The sequence below is a fragment of the Marivita sp. genome, from assembly GCF_017643905.1.
GTDB lineage: Bacteria > Pseudomonadota > Alphaproteobacteria > Rhodobacterales > Rhodobacteraceae > Marivita.
The window spans coordinates 1-16864 of record NZ_JAEPMO010000047.1; the positions used below are offsets into that span (position 1 = coordinate 1).

A 16864-nucleotide genomic window follows, 5' to 3' on the forward strand; every position below is an offset into this window, starting at 1 on the left:
ACGCTTGCCATCCCCCCGCCGCGAAACCCTTGCAAGAAACTCGCTTGTAGCTCCCATCGAGAAACTCCCCACAAACCAAAGAAGCCTCTGAAGCGCAGATCCGGTGCTAGGCCGTAAGTGTGGGGGTAGCGCTCCGCTTACGATGCGCTACTGGAAGCAGGTCTTTGGCCGCCTCGGTCGGTTCGACCCCCCGTGCATGTCTGAAGAAAAGCTCAGTCTCCAGCAATGCTTCCATCTCGGCCACGATTTGAGTCACGGCAGGCTGGGCCATGTTCAGCGCTGTCGCCGTGCGACGCATGCTGCCCAATTCGATGAGGCGGACAAGCACCAACATGTGCCGGACCTTGCCCTTGAGCAGGAGACGGTTCATCAGAATGTTGGCATCGGGCGCGGGCATGATATCGCCTTTTCGTATCACTCAGTCACAATGATTATTTTATCCCTATATCTTGGAACGCTTAGCAACTGTATCTGTCAGGGAGCCCCAAAAACCGGAACTCTCATTGGTCTGGCGTGCCGTGGTCGAGGTGGGCGAAGGTATCGACCTTGGACCGGCGCGTGGCGGACACCGTTTTCTTGTACCTATCACCGGGGGCCGCTTTCATGCCGGTCCTGCAGGCGCAGGCCTGAACGGAACCGTACTCCCCGGCGGTGCGGATCGACAGTTCTTGCGTTCGGATGGGATCAAGGAGCTGGACGCGCTCTACAAGATGAAATGCGAGGACGGCACAATCATCACCGTGCGCAATCGCGTGATCGTGGACCCAACCGTCCAGCCCACCCGGTATGCCATGTCGGTGATCGATGCGACGGCGGAGGCTGGGAAGTTCGACTGGCTGAATCGCCGAATCCTTTTGGGTAAGTTGACTTCGGCACGCCCGGCCCGCGCTTGCGTCGTGATAGGCGCTTGGCTGGCCGCATGAGTGGCGCATTTTGCTCAGGCCTGGCACGGGATTGATCCTTGCTCGCCCTGCCTGTTGATCCTGTTGCCCGAGGCCCATCACGCGTGGGCTCATGTCATCCAAACATTTAATGTTTTTGGTTTAAAAAGGCGAAAGCGGGCACCGAACAGCGGAGCTGTGCTCAGAACACTCGGGTTGTGAAATGCGAAGCGCAGTCACTTAGTCTTTGACACGACCAAGCGCGAAAGCGCGAGGTGATGCGAAATCACGCTGTCGAAATGTGAGCGGTCTGTACGCCTACGTATCGACCGGCAAGAACACGTCCCGGTATGTGTTGCGAAGGACGTTCTTTTGAACTTTTCCCATTGTATTGCGCGGCAAATCTTCGACTTCGATCAGTTTCCTGGGATGCTTGAAACGTGCAAGTGACGCTTTGCAAGCTTCGCCAATGGCTTCGAGATCTAGAGACGCGCCGCGTTCTGGAACAATCAGACCGAGGACTGTCTCGCCAAAGTCCGCATGAGGGACACCGATGACGGCGCTTTCGAGAACACCCGGTTGTTCGTCGAGGACCAACTCGATCTCTTTGGGATAGATGTTATAGCCGCCCGAGATGATAAGGTCCTTGTTCCGTCCAACGATGTGCACATAGCCGTCGTCATCAAGCTTGCCCAAATCACCGGTGATGAAGAACCCGTCCTCGCGCAATTCGGCGGCGGTTTTTTCCGGCATCTGCCAATAGCCCTTGAAGACATTGGGACCGCGGACTTCGATCTGGCCGACCTCGCCTTGCGGCAGCGTTTTGCCCGTAGCAGGATCGGTGATCTTGAGCTCCACACCCGGAAGCGGAAAACCAACTGTCCCGGCGCGGCGGTCCCCGTCATACGGGTTCGAGGTGTTCATGTTGGTTTCCGTCATGCCGTAGCGTTCGAGAATGCGGTGCCCCGTGCGCTTTTCGAACTGGACATGGGTTTCCGCCAAAAGCGGCGCGCTGCCGGACACGAAAAGACGCATATGCGCTGTGAGGTCCTTGGTGAAGCGCGCGTCATCGAGCAGACGTGTGTAGAAGGTGGGCACCCCCATCATCGTGGTCGCCTTCGGCATGAGATCGATCATGGCATCGAGATCGAATTTCGGCAGGAAGATCATCGATCCGCCGGTTCCCAGAATGACGTTGGTTGCCACGAAAAGCCCATGCGTGTGGAAGATCGGCAAGGCGTGCAAAAGCACATCGTCAGACGTGAATTTCCAGAAGTCGCCCAAGGTCAGCGCGTTCGACAGAAGGTTGTCCTGCGTGAGCATCGCGCCCTTGGACCGGCCCGTCGTGCCTGACGTGTAGAGGAACGCCGCCAGATCATCGGACGCGCGCGGCACTTTGTCGAACGACGCAGGCATGCTCGCAGCCTGATCGGTCAGGCTTCCCCCGCCATCGGCGTTCATCGTTTCGAGCCGCGCACCCAGACGATCCGCGATTGGCTTGAGGTCATCGGCACTCTTGCCGTCGCAGACGACACACCGCGCGCCGCTGTTCTCGATGAAGTAGGTGACCTCGTCGGCCGTGTAGGCCGTGTTCAGCGGCAGGAAGATGACCCCGGCCTGCACACAGGCAGCATATAGCGCGAGCGCTTCGGTTGATTTCTGCACCTGAGCGGCCAAACGGTCCCCCGGTTCCAGCCCGATTTCCGTCAGGACATGCGCGATGCGTGCTGCCCGTTCAAGGAAGTCCTGATGGCTGATGACCGACCCATCCAGCAGATGCAGGAAGGGCGTCGTCTTTCCGGCGTGAATGCCGAAGAGTGCATCATAAAGAGGGTTGGGCATGGTTACGCCTCCTCAGACAATAGTTTGGTGGCATTTGCCGAAAGCGACCGGAAGCCGGAGGACATCGCAACCGTTTGCGAGGTTGCAAAACGTTCGTGGTTTTCAGCCACCTTCTTGAGATCGTAGTGATAGTTCACCATTACACCGAGTGATTGGCGCACCCCGTTGGGCGACGTGTCCGCGTTCAGGTGCACATCATGCAGTTGCGCGCCGTTGCCCAGATGAAACCGTGCGACCGGATCGAGCGGCATGCCATCAGGGCGCTTGGCTTCGGCGAGGTAGTGCGCGGCCAGTGCACGCAAGGTTTCGCCGTCTGGCTTGCTTGCCTGCGGATGCTGCTGCGACAGCCAAGAGTTAAATCCCGGAATAGGCGACAGAGTGATGAAGGTCTTCAGACCGGGAAGCTCGGCTGCCAGATCCGCGGCCACCTGTTTGATCAGCATGTTGCCAAATGAAATACCGGCAAGCCCCGCCTGACAGTTCGAGATGGAGTAGAACACCGCCGTGTCCGCATCCTGCGCAAGCAACACATCCCGGTTTTCCGAGAGTAAGGCCTGAACCGATCCCGCAATCCCACGGGTCAACGCGACCTCGACAAAGATCAGCGGCTCATCCGGCATGGCCGGGTGAAAAAATGCAAAGCAGCGCCGATCCTTGGGCTGCAGACGCCGGCGCAGGTCATCCCAGCTGTCGATTGCATGGACAGCTTCGTAGGCGATGATCTTTTCGAGGATGTCTGCGGGGCTTTCCCAACTGATCCGCCGCAGAACAAGGAAGCCCCGGTTGAACCAGCTTGCAAAGAGGTGCCGCAAATCGAGATCGAGGGCCTGAAGCGCTTCGTCGCCCCGTGCCAGCCGCAACAGGTCGGCGCGCATCCGGACCAGCGACTTCGTTGCGCCCGGCACCTGGTTCAGACGGCGGATCAACTCCTGCCTCGGCGGTTCGGACGCGGCCATCACCGCGCGATAGGTCGCCTTTGACTGACCTTCGGCCTCATAGGCGTCAAGCGCCGCACGCAGGGCAGATGGGACAATCGCGAGGTTGGTCGCGATGTGCCGGAAGAAGTCCAGCTTTGCGTCATCGTCCATCTCTCCGTAACGGTCGATGATTTGCCGCGCGAGTCCCGCCCCCGTCACTTCGCCCGCGCCGCCCATAAGGTCGGCGACCAGCGCCGTCACCGGTCGGCTGTCTCGGCGCACCGGACCCCAGGGTCTGTATCGCCGCTCGAACACCGTCGAAAGAAGGTCGGCGAACAGCGTCATATCGCAGGGCCCATGATCAGGTCCGGGAGCCATGTTACAATCCCGGGGAACAGGCACAGCAGAATGATCGCGAGCACCATGCAGCCGACATAGGGCAGCGATCCGACAAGGATGGTCTTGAGCTTGATGTCGGGCGCGATGCCGTTGATGACGTAAAGGTTTAGTCCGACTGGCGGTGAAATCAGTCCAATTTCCATATTGATCGTCAGGATCACCGCGAACCAGATCGGATCGAACCCTGCGGCAAGAATGATGGGCAGCAGGATCGGTGCGGCCATCAGGATCACGGCTACGGGCGGCAGGAAGAAACCCGCGACCAACAGGAAGATGTTGATTGCGAACATGAGCACCCAACGGTTCACATCCAGCGTTCCGATCCATTCGGCGATGGATTGCGTGATGAAAAGCGAGCTGAGCATGTAGCTGAAAACGCCCGCCGCGCCGATGATGAACAGGATCATCACGGATTCCCGCGTGCTGTCCCGCAGGACAACCCACAGGGCCTTGGGGCTCCACAGCTTGTAGATGATCATCGCGATCAGAAGGCACATCAGGGCACCCACGGCCGCCGTCTCTGACGGCGTCGCGATCCCGCCATACATGGCGTAGAGTACACCGACGATGATCATGAGAAACGGCAAGACGCGCGGCAGGATCTCGAACTTTTGCCGCCAGGTATAGGGCGTCGCCGTAAGGACAGAGGCGTCGCCGGACCGCCAGGTCGAATAAAGCGACCACGCCATGAACAGTGCCACCAACAGAAGCCCCGGAATGACCCCTGCCAGAAACAGGCGACCAATCGAGGTTTCGGTCGCAATCCCATAGACGATCATCGTCACGGAGGGCGGGATCAGAATGCCCAAAGTGCCGCCGGCGGCGATGGACCCGGCGGCAACCGCATCGGGATAGCCGCGTTTGCGCATCTCGGGAATGCCCATCTTGCCGATGGCGGCACAGGTCGCGGGGCTCGACCCCGACATCGCCGAGAAAAGCGCACAGGCTCCGAGGTTGGAAATCACGAGACCGCCGGGCACGCGGGTCAGCCAGCGTTCAAGCGCCTCGTAGAGGTCTGCGCCCGCTCTTGTAGAGGCAATGGCGGCGCCCATGATGATGAACATCGGGATCGACAGCAGGGCAAAGGAGTTCAGTTTGCCGAACATGATCTCGGGCAGCAGTTCGAGCGACCGCATGCCGTCGAAGACGATCAGAAAACCGGCGGAGACGATGACCAGCCCCAGCGCGACGGACACGCCCGAGAACAGGACCACGATGGTTGCGATGGCGACAAAAGCGCCGAGGACAAGCGGATCCATCAGCTATTCTCCAGTCCAAAGGGTTTGTCGGCACCGATCAGCAGCGCCGCGAAGTCGGCGATCAGTTGCAGCAGAAACAGGCCGAACCCCACGGGTAGAGCCAGATAGGGAATCCAGAGCCGCACGGCCCAGACGGTTTCGGACTTCCAACCGCGCGCCCACGCAAGGTGCCAGAAATCATAGGCATACCAGAACATCACGGCGACAACGACGATGGACAGGCCAAGCGTCAGCAAGGCGAGCGCGAAGCGCGGGCGTGGTGCCAAAGCCAACGGGATGAGATCGACATTCACATGGCCCCGCATCCGCTGGACGTAAGGCAGCCCGATCAGCGTCGAGGCGACCATCAGAAAGATCACCGCCTCGGTCTGCCAGACGGTCGACTGATTGAGAACGAAGCGCACGAAGATCATCTGGCAAGTGATGAACACCGAAGTCAGGATCATCGCCGCCGCGGTCCAGCCCGCCACGGTCGAGATGCCGTTCACGATGCGCAGGAAGGGGTTACCGCCGGTGCGTGCCGGGGCAGCAGAGAGTTGCGTCGCCATGACATCCTCGCGTCAGTTCCGAAACAGGTTCGGGGACGGCGCGGTGCCGTCCCCGGCGGATCACATCACTCGACAGCCATAGCCATATCCAGCAGAGCCTGCCCATCCGGCAGCTCTTCGACGAAGGCTTTGAAGGACGTCTCCTTGGCCAATGCCAGCCACGCATCGAAGTCTTCCTGTGTCATCTCGGCGATTTCCACGTTTGCAGCACGGAAAGCCTCGACTGATGCTGCATCTTCTTTCTTGGCCTCTTCAAGGTAGAAGGCTTCGGCCTTTTCGGCAGCCGCCATCAGAGCAGCCTGCTGTTCGGAACTCAGGCCGTCGAAGGTAGATTTGTTCATCAGAAGCGGCTGGTACATGAACCAGAGCGCAAATTCGCCTGCGGGCGTGTAGCAAGCAACCTGCTCGTAAAGGCGGAACGACACGAAGGACGAGGACGACGTGTTGACCGCATCCAGAACGCCCGACTGCATCGCGTTATAGACCTCGGACGAGGCCATCGAGGCGATCGACGCCCCTGCCCCGGCCAGCATCTGCTCGAACGATTTGCCCGCGGCACGGGTCTGAAGTCCTGCGATGTCTTCGGGTTTGCGAATGCACTTGTCTTTGGCAGCGAAGCCTCCGGCGAGATAGCCGTGCACCAGCACCATCACGTCGTCTTCGGCCATCTTCTCTTCCAGAGCGGTCATGAAGGGGCTGTCGGACAGGCGCGCAGCGTGGTCGTGGTTCTTCACCAGACCCGGCATCAGAGTGAGGTTGTAGGCGGGCTGCTGACCACCGGCATAGGACAGCGGCAGCACCGTCATGTCGAGCTGACCACGCGACAGGGGCGTGTATTGCTCGCGTGCTTTGAACAGCGACTCGGTCGGAAAAATCTTGATATCGAGGTCGACACCGGCTGCGGCGACCTCGTCGGCGACGATCTGCGCAACCTGATGGCGCACGTCCTTGTCGGACCACTGATGGGACAAGCGCAGTTCTGTTGCGTTGGCACTCAGCGCGCCCGCGAACAGAGCAGCGGCAGCCGCTGCGGTGGCAAAAAACTTGTTCATGGAATCCTCCCTAAAACTCCCGATTCTCCTCGGAACCGTGTACCAAGGTATCGGCGGTGTGTTCGAAGTCAATATTTTTGTATACAAGACAAACAATCTTGCATTCCACCTTACTTGTGGATACAGACGAAAACATGGAAAGAAAGCGATCTGACATCATTGCCGACGAGATAGAAGGGCTGATTTTTGACGGCACCCTCGCCGATGGTGAACGACTGGACGAAGTGCAGTTGGCCAGTCGCTTTGACGTATCCCGCACGCCAATTCGCGAAGCACTACAGCGACTTGCGCAGTCCGGCCTTGTCGAGCAGTTGCCCAGACGCGGCGTGTTTGTGCGCCAACCCGGACCGGTCGAACTGATCGAGATGTTCGAGGTTATGGCCGAATTGGAAGCGGTCTGTGCGAGACTTGCCGCAACACGTATTTCGGACGCGGCTTTGCAAAAGCTGCACGACACAAACGCGCTTTGCGATGCTGCGGTCGAGGCCAATGATGCCAACGGCTATTTCCGCGAAAACGAACGGTTCCACGCGCTGTTGTACCGCCAATCCGGCAACAGCTTCCTCGAGCAGGAATGCTTTCGTCTGCATCGTCGGCTCCAACCATTCCGGCGATTGCAGCTACAACTCCGGGGGCGACTGCGGCAATCCATGTCAGAGCATAAGGCGATAGTGGCCGCACTCGAAAACGGGGACGGTGAAACAGCTGCAAATGTGATGCGCGCGCATATCGCCGTTCAGGGCGAAAAGTTTCATCACCTTATGGCCAGCCTCAAACCGGCTGCAGAATAAAGATTTCGGGCCGTGCGCAGCCGTATCGCGATCACGGCCATAGCTGCCTCCTGTCCAACCACTGAAAGAATAAGCTCATGAGCAAGACTTACCGAGCCGTCACACTTCCGAAGTTTGGTGCACAGCACCTCATGTTGACAGAGCGCACGGTTCCCGAGCCAAGTCCAAATGAGATTGTTATTCGGTTAACGTCGGCATCGGTGAATTACCGCGACGTGGTCGTTGTCGACGGAACGTACAGACCCGACATGGCCCTTCCGATTGTCCCACTCTCTGATGGCTGCGGCGAAGTCGTTTCAATCGGCGACGGGGTGACCCGGTTCAAAGTGGGTGACCGTGCCCTGCCCGTCTACACACGGGGCTGGACGAACGGACCCGCAACACTTGAGCAGCGTACCGCGCGAACGCTCGGTGGCCCCTTCGACGGAGTCGCCCGAGAAATGATCGCAGTATCTGAAGACAATGCGGTGCATGCGCCCTCAACCCTGTCCGATCGCGAGGCAAGCACCCTGCCTATCGCAGCCCTCACAGCGTGGACCACGCTCAAACAAGCGGGCGCACGGCCCGGGCAATGGGTCCTCACAATGGGGACAGGCGGCGTTGCACTTTTTGCTCTGCAATTCGCAAAACTCGCAGGGGCATCCGTCGTGGCATTGACGTCCTCTCAGGAAAAGGCGGATTTGCTATCCACCCTGGGCGCGGACGCGGTCGTGAATTACCAAGATACCCCGGATTGGGCCCCTGTCGTTCGGGACATCAGCGGTGGTGGCGTTGATATCGCCATTGAAACCGTGGGCTCCACCCTGCCCCAGACCTTGCAGTCCATGGCCTTTAATGGGTTTGTCGGCGTGATCGGGTTTCTGGGTGCCAAACAGGCACCTGCCGATATCGGCAAACTCATTGGCGGCTGTATTCGTGTGCAGGGGATCGCCACGGGGTCTCGCACCAACCTTGAAGAGGCGATCTCTGCCATCGATGCTCATGGATTGAAGCCAATTCTCGACGAGGCCCGTTTTTCGATGGATCAAGTCGGCGAAGCTCTGAAGCGTCAGGCAAGTCGTGGTCACATCGGCAAGATTACAATAGATCTGTCCTAGGAAGGCCATGAAACCACGGGATAATCGCACGTCTCACGGCCACCCACCTCAGAGGTGAATTTGCAATCCATCAAAGCCGATCAAAACGCTCAGTTCCCCGGCATATTCTGAGGTCGCGGCGTCCCAGTCCTCCTTTGTGAAGGTCGGGTCGTCGGAGGGGATCAGATGTGACAAGGCAAGTCGCTTCACCCCCGCTTCCGCCGCGATGCGCGCCGCGTAATGGGCGAATGTGTGGGATCGAAGCCAATGCTCGTAGAGTTTGTCGCTTCCGTTCCCGACCCGCTCAAGAAGCGCCGGCAACGCGGCCTCCAGCATGGCTTCATGCACCAGAAGGTCTGCACCGCGCGCGAAGTCTGACATCGCGTCAAACGGTGCGGTGCCGCCCGAGCACACGACATGGACCTCATTTGTGCGAAACGACAGGGCAAAGCAATCCACGTGTGGCGGGTGGACGGTCCGGATGGCCGAAACGGTGAGGCCGCCCTGTTCAAAGAAGACGCCTTCGGAAATTGGATGAATCGAGACGAGAGCAGCAAGGTCAGGCCGACCTTCATCCTCGATGCGCAGGTCGATGTCGCATTTCATCGACGCAAGAAAGCCATTCCAACAGGCATCTAGCCCGGGCGGGCCATACACCTCGACCGGGGTTTTCAGACCCGCCACCCACGCCGTGTGAATGAGCGGACCCAGTTCCAGAAAATGGTCCGAATGCAGGTGGGTGATAAAAATCAGGGACAGGTCCTTGAGGGCAAAGCCCTGATCCACCAGCCCTTTCGTCACCCCAAGGCCGCAATCGACGACGATGTCTCGCCCGCCCAGATGATAGAGGTTCGAGGTCGGCATGGACGACCCCGTTCTGATCGCAGGACCACCCTTGGTGCCAAGCAGAACCACGTAATTGTCGGACATACGACTGGCCCTCAGACGGCCGCAAGACCAGCGTCGAGCGCCGAAAGGATCGCTGATGCCTCCGCTTCGGTCAGCACCAGCGGCGGCGACAAGATGATGTTCGGACCGGAGATCCGGATCATCGTGCCATGCTGATAGGCCGTTTCCTGAATGATCTGGGTGGCCTCGGCGCCGAGCGGCGTTTTGGTTGCGCGGTCGCTGACCAGTTCAATCGCGGTCATCAGGCCATGTCCACCGCGCACGTCCCCAACGATGTCATATTTGGCTTTCAGGGCCATACACCCCTCGAAAAGCTGCGTGCCCCGCGCAGCGGCGTTTTCGACCACGTTCAGTCTTTGCGTTTCAGCAAGGCAGGCCAAGTCTGCCGCTGCGCCAACGGGATGACCGGAATAGGTATAGCCGTGGCCGATCTTGGCCGCGGGGTTATTCTCGAACACCTCCTGGACATGTCCGCCGATCATCACCGCCCCATAGGGGAAATAGCCGTTGGTGATCGCCTTGGCGGTCGCCATCATATCGGGCTGAATGCCCCAGAGCCGTGCTCCCGACCATGCCGCGGTGCGCCCGTAGGCAGTGATGACTTCGTCGCTGATCAACAAGATTCCGTGCCGTGTGCAGATCTCGCGCACCATCGGCATAAAGCTTTCATGCGGCGGGATCACCCCTCCGGCACCCAGCACCGGCTCCATGATCATCGCGGCAATGGTGTTCGCCCCCTGAAATGCAATTTCGTCCTCAAGGGCAGCGGCGCAAAGCTGAGCCAGACGCTCGGGGTCGGTTTCGTTGAAGGGATTGCGATACGTATAAGGTGCGGGCAGATGGAAGCAGCCGGGCATCAGCGGTTCATACGCGGTGCGGAAATTGGCGTTTCCGTTGACGCTGGCACCGCCGAAATGGGTGCCGTGATACCCTTTCTTGAGGCTCAGAAACTTGGTTCGGCCCGGTTCGCCCTTCAGCTTGTGGTACTGGCGGGCAAGGCGCAGCGCCGTTTCCACCGAGTCCGAACCACCCGAAGTGAAGAAGGCACGCGTCATCCCATCCGGGGCAAAGAACGCATTCAGTTCATAGGCCAGTTCGATGGCGACATCGTTCGATGAGCCGCGAAAGGTGGAATAATACGGCAAGGTCTCCAACTGCGCTGCGATGGCGTCTTTCACCGGCTGACAGGAATAGCCGAGATTGACATTCCAAAGTCCGCCGACCGCATCAATCACCGCATGCCCGTCCAGATCCGTCAGCCGCACCCCCGACGCCCCGGTGATGATCTTGGGCGGGTTGTCGAGGCTGTCATTGGAGACGTCATGGGGTGCCAGAACAACCGTCCATTGTTTTCCTTGAGGAAGTTTGAGTCTTTCATGAGACGTGCTCCGTTCATCTGGATGTTCAATCAACCTGCAATGCGGCAATCGGCCAATCGTTTGGAATTGGCGTCAAATTCTTGGGGAACCGTCCGCCAAGGGCAATGCTTGCCTGTTCGGCATAGGCCAGGACGGCGACCGCGAAGGGGCGCAGGTTTTCGGGCGTGACGCGTATCGACGGAATGGCGACGGAAAGCGAGCCGACGATCCGACCACCCGGACCAAAGAGCGGCGCGCCGACCGAGCTTACCCCATCGTCGAACGCCGCAGTCAGGGTTGCAACACCGTAGCTTCGGGCGTCGTGAAGCGCGCGGCGCAGCACGTCCGGGTCGGTGAAGGTGCTGTCCGTGAAACGGGTCAATTCGCCGGAAAGGAACTGCTCCTGGAATTCTTTGGAGCTGAAGGCGAGTGCGGCGAGCCCCGACGAGGTGGCGTGCAGCGGCAACATCTCGGCGATGTCGAAATGTACCTGCACGCCATGAACGCAGGGGTCTGCGTGAACCAACGGCGACATTGCATTACTTTGCAACAGACTTGCATGCGTAAGTTCGCCGACCTTCTGAGAAAGTTCGACGACGATGCGAGACAGGATCTTGCGCGTCGGAAAGAGAGTCTCGCGCAAGGCCGCCAGAGGCAAGACCGCGGGCCCCAGCCGATAGGCGCGGCTTTCAGAATCCTGTTCGAGATAGCCGTTCTCGGCCAATTCGGTCAGGTGCCGATGGACTGTTGCCTTGTCCCGCCCCGACAGACGCACGAATTCACCAAGCCCGATCTCCGGCTGGGTAGCGGAAAACAAATTGAGAAGGTCCAGAGCCTTGGTGATCGTTCCCATTTCAGCGCCTCGCTTGCTCAAAAAAACTTGCGACCTCCGAGGCGAACACACGACCATCCGCAGTCTGACCAACGAGAGATGCGCGGGCGACCTTTGTCACCTCTGGTCCTACGTAGCTCGCATATTCCGAGACCAGATCGGTAAAGAAGTCGGGCGACATCTCGGGATGGTGCTGGATGGTAAACACGGTCTTGCCGATGGAAAATCCGGCGATCGGGCAACCTGGGCTTTCGAAGATCCGTTTGGCGTTTTTCGGCAACGTATCGACCTGCTCGACATGTGACCCATAGAGCCGCAATCTCTGGTCTGGACCGGACCACGGCGTGTCGCCCACGCGGATCACATCGAGCAGACCATGAGCCCAGCCATCGGGGTTGCGGATCACTTGAGACCCAAGCGCCTTGGCGATGATCTGGTGCCCAAAGCACGCGCCGAAGAGCGGTTGGCCCTCCGTCACCACCCCCCGCAGCATGACTTGCAACTGGTCGATCCAGGGTTCTGCATCATTAACCGAGGCCGGACTGCCGGTGACCATGATCCCGTCGAAGACCGACAGCTCCTCAGGGAAGTCTCCTTTGCAGACCCAGAATGCCTCCACCGTCCATTCTGGGCGCACCTCTGCAATCAGCGCCGCGAATTTCGCATCGTCTAGGGGCCGTGCCTTGGCAAAGTCGCTGAAATCGGTGTTCGTGACGAGGGTGGCCAGCTTCATGTCAGATAAACCAGACGTAGAAATCGAGAAGCGCGTCATGCTCCATGTCGCGGGTCTTGCGGAACTCGCGTTCTTTCATGAAAGCGTGGTTCTCCACCAGTTGGCGCCCGACCGCATCCACAAGCGCGCGGTCAGCCTCAAGATCCCGGATCGCGGCCCGGAGGTTTTGGGCCGTGCCGACCTTTGCATCCACTTTGTCAAAGCCGTCTCCGGTCTCCATTGGGGGCAGTGACAGCTTTGCCTCGAAGCCGAGCCGGGCGGCTTGCAGAACGGCGGCAGCGGCGGTGTAGGGGTTCGCGCTGGCATCGGCCATGCGGTGCTCCAATCGCGCCTTTTTCCCGCCTTCACCGGAGACCCGCGTGGTCACGCCCCGATGATCACCGCCCCAGTTCTGCCAGTAGCCTGACATGGAAGATGGCTGCAGGCGGTTATAGGACCCGGTCGTGGGTGCAATCAGCCCAGCCAGACCCTTGTGGTGATGCACCAAACCCGCAAGACACCCCCGCGACAGGTCGTTCAGGTGCTCCGGTCCGCCTTTTTCGCCGGTGGCCAGTGCGTTCTGGCCAGCAGCATCCCAGAACGAAAAGTTGATATGCATGCCCGATCCACCTGCCATGGAGATCGGCTTTGGCAAGAAGGTCAGCACCACACCGTGATCCAGCGCGATCTCACGCGCCATCTGGCGGAACAGGACAACGTCATCGACCGCGGCCAGCGCATCGTCGAAGCTGAGCGTGTATTCAAACTGTGGGCTGTCATATTCAGCAGTGATCAGGTCCAGCTTGAAGCCCACCTCATGGGCCTTGTTCCAGATCACGTCATTGATCCGCATCGGATCGGCAAAGGGGCCGGTGCCATACACCACACCGCCGGGCGCATCATAGGGGCGCAGGCGTCCGTCTTCACCGCCCTGAAGGGCATAGGCCTCAAGCTCGATCCCCAGTTTGGGTGTCAGCCCGTGCGCCTGCCAATCCGCAACGGCGCGTTTCAGAGCCCCTCGGGGACACAGCGGCAAGGGCGCGCCGTCATTGTCATACAAGTCCCCAAGGACAACCGACGTGTTCGGTTCCCAACCCGAGCGGATATCAGCGCCATTCCAGCGCAGTTCCATGTCGGGCGCGCCATCGCGCGCGCCCGCATGCGGCGCATCCAGCAAAAGGTCACGGTCGTAATGCACGGCAAACGTAGCGCGCGAAAAACGGCTGGAACCATCGCCGATCTTGCTTTTGGGCAGGTACTTGCCCCGGCCAATTGACAGGTGATCGAAGAACAGGGCGCGAAGTCGGTCGAACATGAGAACCTACTGAACTGTAACGATGACAGGCATCCGTTTGATGCCATTGACGAAATTTGAACGAACGAAGGCCGCCTCGCCTGCCGGTTCGATATCTTTGATGCGCTTTGCCAATTCCTCGAAAAGCACCCGCACTTCAAGCCGCGCCAGATGCATGCCCAGACAGACATGAGGCCCGCCTTGGCCCCAACCCAACTGACGGTTGGGTTTCCGGGTCAGATCGAGGCGGTAGGGGTCGGTGAACATGTCCTCATCGCGATTGGCAGAGATGAACCAGTACAGCACCTTGTCGCCTTCGCGGATTTGGCGACCATGCACCTCGACATCGCGCGTTGCGGTCCGGCGGAAATAGGTCGCGGGCGAGGCCCAGCGCACAATCTCATCCGGTGCCGTGTCCCAAACATCCCCTGTCTGGAGCTGCTGCAACAGGCCGTCCTGACAGGCCAGCGCCTGAATTCCGGCGGCGATGGAATAGCGTGTGGTGTCGTTGCAAGCAGCAACAAGCAGGCAAAAGAAGTTGCGGAACTCGGACTCGGTGATCGTCTCGCCGGTCTCGTCGGCTTGCAGCACAAGATGCAGAATGCCGCTGGTATCGCCCGCCGCGTTTTTTCGCTCCATCAACTCGCGCGCATAGTCATATAGTTCGGCCCCGGCGGGTGAATTGAACGGCATCAGGCGGTAGGCATCGGTTTCCAGCTTGTCGACGACATGATCCGTGAAATCCGGATCGGAATTGGCCATCAGCGCATCGCCCTTATCGACAAGCCATGGCAGATCTTCGTCCGGCAGCCCAAGGATTTGCCCCAGCATCCGCATCGGAAGCTCGCGGGCAATCTCGCGCGTCGCATCGAAGGTGCCCATATCACAGGCCCGGTCGAGGATCGGGCCACACAGATCGCGGATCTGTGTTTCGAAGTCCGCCACGACACGCGGCGAGAACGCACGGGCGACCTTCATGCGCACCTTGCGATGATCGGCGCCATCCACCTCCTGAAAGGTGCGACGGGCAAGGTATTCTTCGTAGGTCTGGTCTTCCATGCGGATCCCGAGCCCCGAGGAAAAGGTGTCCGTGTCGCGGATCATCCGGTCGATGTCGGCGTGTCGCGTGATCGACCAGTAGCCTTTGCCGCCTTCAAAATCAGACCAATGGCACGGATCCTCGCGTCGCAGGCGGGCGAAGGTGTTGTAAGGTGCTCCGTTCGCAAAGCTGCCATGACTGCCCAGATCGGCGAACCCGTCATCCTCAGGAACCCAAATGGTCATAGAACCGTCTCCGTCTCTGTTGCTTTATACGGTTTTCGAAATGACGTGCCGTCCGGCCCGCGATGCGTGTGTTGAAGTGCTTCACGGCTTTCTTTTGTGGGGTCCGGCGGTCGGGTTTGCGCCAGTCACGCCAGACCTGCCACAATGTGGAGCAGAGAATAATCAGGATCACGCAGAACAGGATAAAGGCGATCGGCCGGTCGATGAAATCAAGCGGCTCCCGGATACGCGCCAGCGAGGTGCGCAGTTTCACCTCCATGATCCCGCCGAGGACCATGCCAAGGATGATCGGAACGATGGGAAGGTTCAGCCGTTTCAACACGAACCCAAGCAACCCGAAGGCCCCGGCAATCAGGCAGTCCACGGCCGAGTTTCGGATCGAGAACACGCCGACAAAGCTGAGCAGCAGAACGCACATGCCAAGAAACCGGTTGGGGATACGTGTCAGATGCACCAGCCACCCGGTCGAGATCAGCAAGAACACCAGCACCAAAAGGTTCAGGATAAGCAACGCGATATAGAGCGCCACGACAAAGGGCATGTCGTTCTGAAACAGCCCGGGCCCCGGTACGACATTGTGAACATAGAAGACCGACAGCATCATTGCCGTCAGCGCCTCACCGGGGATGCCCAGCGCCAGAAGCGGGATCATCGCGGCGGCGGGCACGGCGTTGTTGGCGCTTTCGGATGCAATCAGGCCTTCGGCAGATCCGTTGCCAAAGCTCTGCGGGGTCTTCGACAACTTCCTGGCGGAAGTGTAGGACATGAATTGCGCGGTGAATTCTCCCACGCCTGGAATCATGCCCATCAGAACGCCAAAGCCCGATGACACAGCAGCCACGCGCGGATGACGGGCCAATTCGCGGAAGCCCTGCAAAAGCGACCCGCGCGAGCGCGGCAGGCGGATCTTCTCGTCATCGATGGTCAGCAGCAGGATCGCTTGGGACAGCGCAAAGAGGCCCAGCACCACCACAATAAGGTCGACACCCCCTGCCAGCCAACTTTGCTCGAATGTGTAGCGGCGGGTATAGGCGGCGGGCTCCAGCCCTACGGTAGACAGGAAGATGCCAAAGCCTGACAGGGCGGCCGCGATCAGCATCTGTCCACGATGCGCCACGACCACGAGGATCATGCCAAGAAGCGCCGCCAGAAAAATCTCGCGCGAACCGAACATGGGCGCGATCTTGACCAGCACGGGCGACAGGAAGATCAGGCAGATGACCGAAAACATGCCCCCCACAAAGCTCGCTGAATAAGCAAGGGACAATGCACGGCGGGCTTCGCCCCTCTGCGTCATCGGGTACCCGTCATAGGTTGTCAGGGCATTGACGGCCGTTCCGGGTGTGTTGATCAGGATCGCAGGGATCGCGCCGCCATACATGGACGATCCGTAAATCCCCAGCAGCAGCGTTAGCCCCACGATCGGGTCCATGGCAAATGTCGCGGGCAGCAGGATTGCGATTGCCACCGCAGGACCAACGCCGGGGATGGCGCCGATGGCAACGCCGCCAATGGACCCCGCCAGCAATGCCAGCGCAACATCCCATCGCCAGAGGACATCAAAAGCTGCGGGGAGCATGTCCATCACAGATACACCATGAAGAATGTACGGACTGAAGCAGGCAGAAGTTCGTAGATTTGCCCACCCGGGATGTTGACACCCAGAAACCCTTTGAACGTCACGGTCACCGCAACGGCAAATATCGCGGC

At 59.6% G+C, this 16864-nt stretch carries 15 protein-coding genes and 1 pseudogene; 3 read left to right on the forward strand and 13 right to left on the reverse strand.

From position 1 onward, the window contains the following. Positions 1-106: 106 nt before the first annotated feature. Positions 107-397 (reverse strand): LysR family transcriptional regulator, encoded by a 291-nt coding sequence (locus tag JJ869_RS09310; RefSeq protein ID WP_292266430.1) that lies wholly within the window; start codon positions 395-397, stop codon positions 107-109. A gap of 106 nt (positions 398-503) precedes the next feature. Here JJ869_RS09310 and JJ869_RS09315 point away from each other — a divergent pair, with 106 nt between their 5' ends. Then, positions 504-923, forward strand: a complete 420-nt coding sequence (locus JJ869_RS09315) for a DUF3237 domain-containing protein (RefSeq protein WP_292266433.1) — start codon at positions 504-506, stop codon at positions 921-923. Between the two features lie 276 nt (positions 924-1199). Here JJ869_RS09315 and JJ869_RS09320 read toward each other — a convergent pair whose 3' ends face one another. From JJ869_RS09320 to dctP, 5 genes are all read right to left on the reverse strand, one after another. After that, positions 1200-2723 (reverse strand): malonyl-CoA synthase, encoded by a 1524-nt coding sequence (locus tag JJ869_RS09320; protein WP_292266435.1) that lies wholly within the window; start codon positions 2721-2723, stop codon positions 1200-1202. Between the two features lie 2 nt (positions 2724-2725). Then, positions 2726-3985 carry a malonyl-CoA decarboxylase gene (locus tag JJ869_RS09325; protein ID WP_292266489.1) on the reverse strand — a complete coding sequence of 420 codons (1260 nt, stop codon included), beginning with the start codon at positions 3983-3985 and terminating at the stop codon, positions 2726-2728. Beyond that, positions 3982-5298: a TRAP transporter large permease gene (locus tag JJ869_RS09330; protein WP_292266443.1), complete on the reverse strand. Its 1317-nt coding sequence runs from the start codon at positions 5296-5298 to the stop codon at positions 3982-3984. The genes JJ869_RS09325 and JJ869_RS09330 overlap by 4 nt, the downstream gene beginning before the upstream one ends. After that, the gene (locus JJ869_RS09335; RefSeq protein ID WP_292266445.1) at positions 5298-5846 is read right to left on the reverse strand and encodes a TRAP transporter small permease; all 549 of its coding nucleotides are present in this window, start codon (positions 5844-5846) and stop codon (positions 5298-5300) included. The genes JJ869_RS09330 and JJ869_RS09335 overlap by 1 nt, the downstream gene beginning before the upstream one ends. A 65-nt stretch (positions 5847-5911) precedes the next feature. Beyond that, positions 5912-6898: a TRAP transporter substrate-binding protein DctP gene (gene dctP / locus JJ869_RS09340; RefSeq protein WP_292266446.1), complete on the reverse strand. Its 987-nt coding sequence runs from the start codon at positions 6896-6898 to the stop codon at positions 5912-5914. A gap of 134 nt (positions 6899-7032) precedes the next feature. On the opposite strand from dctP, the gene JJ869_RS09345 reads away from it, so the two are divergent. Beyond that, positions 7033-7689, forward strand: a complete 657-nt coding sequence (locus tag JJ869_RS09345; protein ID WP_292266447.1) for a GntR family transcriptional regulator — start codon at positions 7033-7035, stop codon at positions 7687-7689. Between the two features lie 77 nt (positions 7690-7766). After that, positions 7767-8786, forward strand: a complete 1020-nt coding sequence (locus JJ869_RS09350; RefSeq protein ID WP_292266449.1) for an NAD(P)-dependent alcohol dehydrogenase — start codon at positions 7767-7769, stop codon at positions 8784-8786. Between the two features lie 48 nt (positions 8787-8834). Here JJ869_RS09350 and JJ869_RS09355 read toward each other — a convergent pair whose 3' ends face one another. The 7 genes and pseudogenes from JJ869_RS09355 to JJ869_RS09385 form a co-directional block, all read right to left on the reverse strand. Then, entirely contained in the window at positions 8835-9695 is an 861-nt protein-coding gene (locus JJ869_RS09355) for an MBL fold metallo-hydrolase (protein WP_292266451.1), read from the reverse strand. A gap of 11 nt (positions 9696-9706) precedes the next feature. Further along, positions 9707-11052: pseudogene (locus JJ869_RS09360) on the reverse strand (aspartate aminotransferase family protein). Positions 11053-11078: 26 nt separating this feature from the next. Then, on the reverse strand, positions 11079-11885 hold the full coding sequence (locus tag JJ869_RS09365; protein WP_292266453.1) for an IclR family transcriptional regulator: 807 nt from the start codon (positions 11883-11885) through the stop codon (positions 11079-11081). Between the two features lies 1 nt (position 11886). Then, positions 11887-12597 carry a type 1 glutamine amidotransferase gene (locus JJ869_RS09370; protein WP_292266455.1) on the reverse strand — a complete coding sequence of 237 codons (711 nt, stop codon included), beginning with the start codon at positions 12595-12597 and terminating at the stop codon, positions 11887-11889. 1 nt (position 12598) lies between these two features. Further along, positions 12599-13891 carry a glutamine synthetase family protein gene (locus JJ869_RS09375; RefSeq protein ID WP_292266457.1) on the reverse strand — a complete coding sequence of 431 codons (1293 nt, stop codon included), beginning with the start codon at positions 13889-13891 and terminating at the stop codon, positions 12599-12601. Between the two features lie 6 nt (positions 13892-13897). Next, positions 13898-15154, reverse strand: a complete 1257-nt coding sequence (locus JJ869_RS09380) for a cytochrome P450 (RefSeq protein WP_292266459.1) — start codon at positions 15152-15154, stop codon at positions 13898-13900. Beyond that, a complete protein-coding gene (locus JJ869_RS09385) occupies positions 15135-16739 on the reverse strand; it encodes a tripartite tricarboxylate transporter permease (protein ID WP_292266461.1) in 1605 nt (534 codons plus the stop codon). Before JJ869_RS09385 ends, JJ869_RS09380 begins: the two co-directional genes overlap by 20 nt. Positions 16740-16864 lie beyond the last annotated feature (125 nt).

Bases quoted from the DNA above. Each gene is read 5' to 3' on its own strand.
- JJ869_RS09375 (WP_292266457.1), bottom strand. From the start codon at position 13,891: ATGTTCGACCGACTTCGCGCCCTGTTCTTCGATCACCTGTCAATTGGC.
- JJ869_RS09345 (WP_292266447.1), top strand. From the start codon at position 7,033: ATGGAAAGAAAGCGATCTGACATCATTGCCGACGAGATAGAAGGGCTG.
- JJ869_RS09355 (WP_292266451.1), bottom strand. From the start codon at position 9,695: ATGTCCGACAATTACGTGGTTCTGCTTGGCACCAAGGGTGGTCCTGCG.
- JJ869_RS09370 (WP_292266455.1), bottom strand. From the start codon at position 12,597: ATGAAGCTGGCCACCCTCGTCACGAACACCGATTTCAGCGACTTTGCC.
- JJ869_RS09330 (WP_292266443.1), bottom strand. From the start codon at position 5,298: ATGGATCCGCTTGTCCTCGGCGCTTTTGTCGCCATCGCAACCATCGTG.
- dctP (WP_292266446.1), bottom strand. From the start codon at position 6,898: ATGAACAAGTTTTTTGCCACCGCAGCGGCTGCCGCTGCTCTGTTCGCG.
- JJ869_RS09325 (WP_292266489.1), bottom strand. From the start codon at position 3,985: ATGACGCTGTTCGCCGACCTTCTTTCGACGGTGTTCGAGCGGCGATAC.
- JJ869_RS09380 (WP_292266459.1), bottom strand. From the start codon at position 15,154: ATGACCATTTGGGTTCCTGAGGATGACGGGTTCGCCGATCTGGGCAGT.
- JJ869_RS09365 (WP_292266453.1), bottom strand. From the start codon at position 11,885: ATGGGAACGATCACCAAGGCTCTGGACCTTCTCAATTTGTTTTCCGCT.
- JJ869_RS09335 (WP_292266445.1), bottom strand. From the start codon at position 5,846: ATGGCGACGCAACTCTCTGCTGCCCCGGCACGCACCGGCGGTAACCCC.
- JJ869_RS09320 (WP_292266435.1), bottom strand. From the start codon at position 2,723: ATGCCCAACCCTCTTTATGATGCACTCTTCGGCATTCACGCCGGAAAG.
- JJ869_RS09385 (WP_292266461.1), bottom strand. From the start codon at position 16,739: ATGGACATGCTCCCCGCAGCTTTTGATGTCCTCTGGCGATGGGATGTT.
- JJ869_RS09350 (WP_292266449.1), top strand. From the start codon at position 7,767: ATGAGCAAGACTTACCGAGCCGTCACACTTCCGAAGTTTGGTGCACAG.
- JJ869_RS09310 (WP_292266430.1), bottom strand. From the start codon at position 397: ATGCCCGCGCCCGATGCCAACATTCTGATGAACCGTCTCCTGCTCAAG.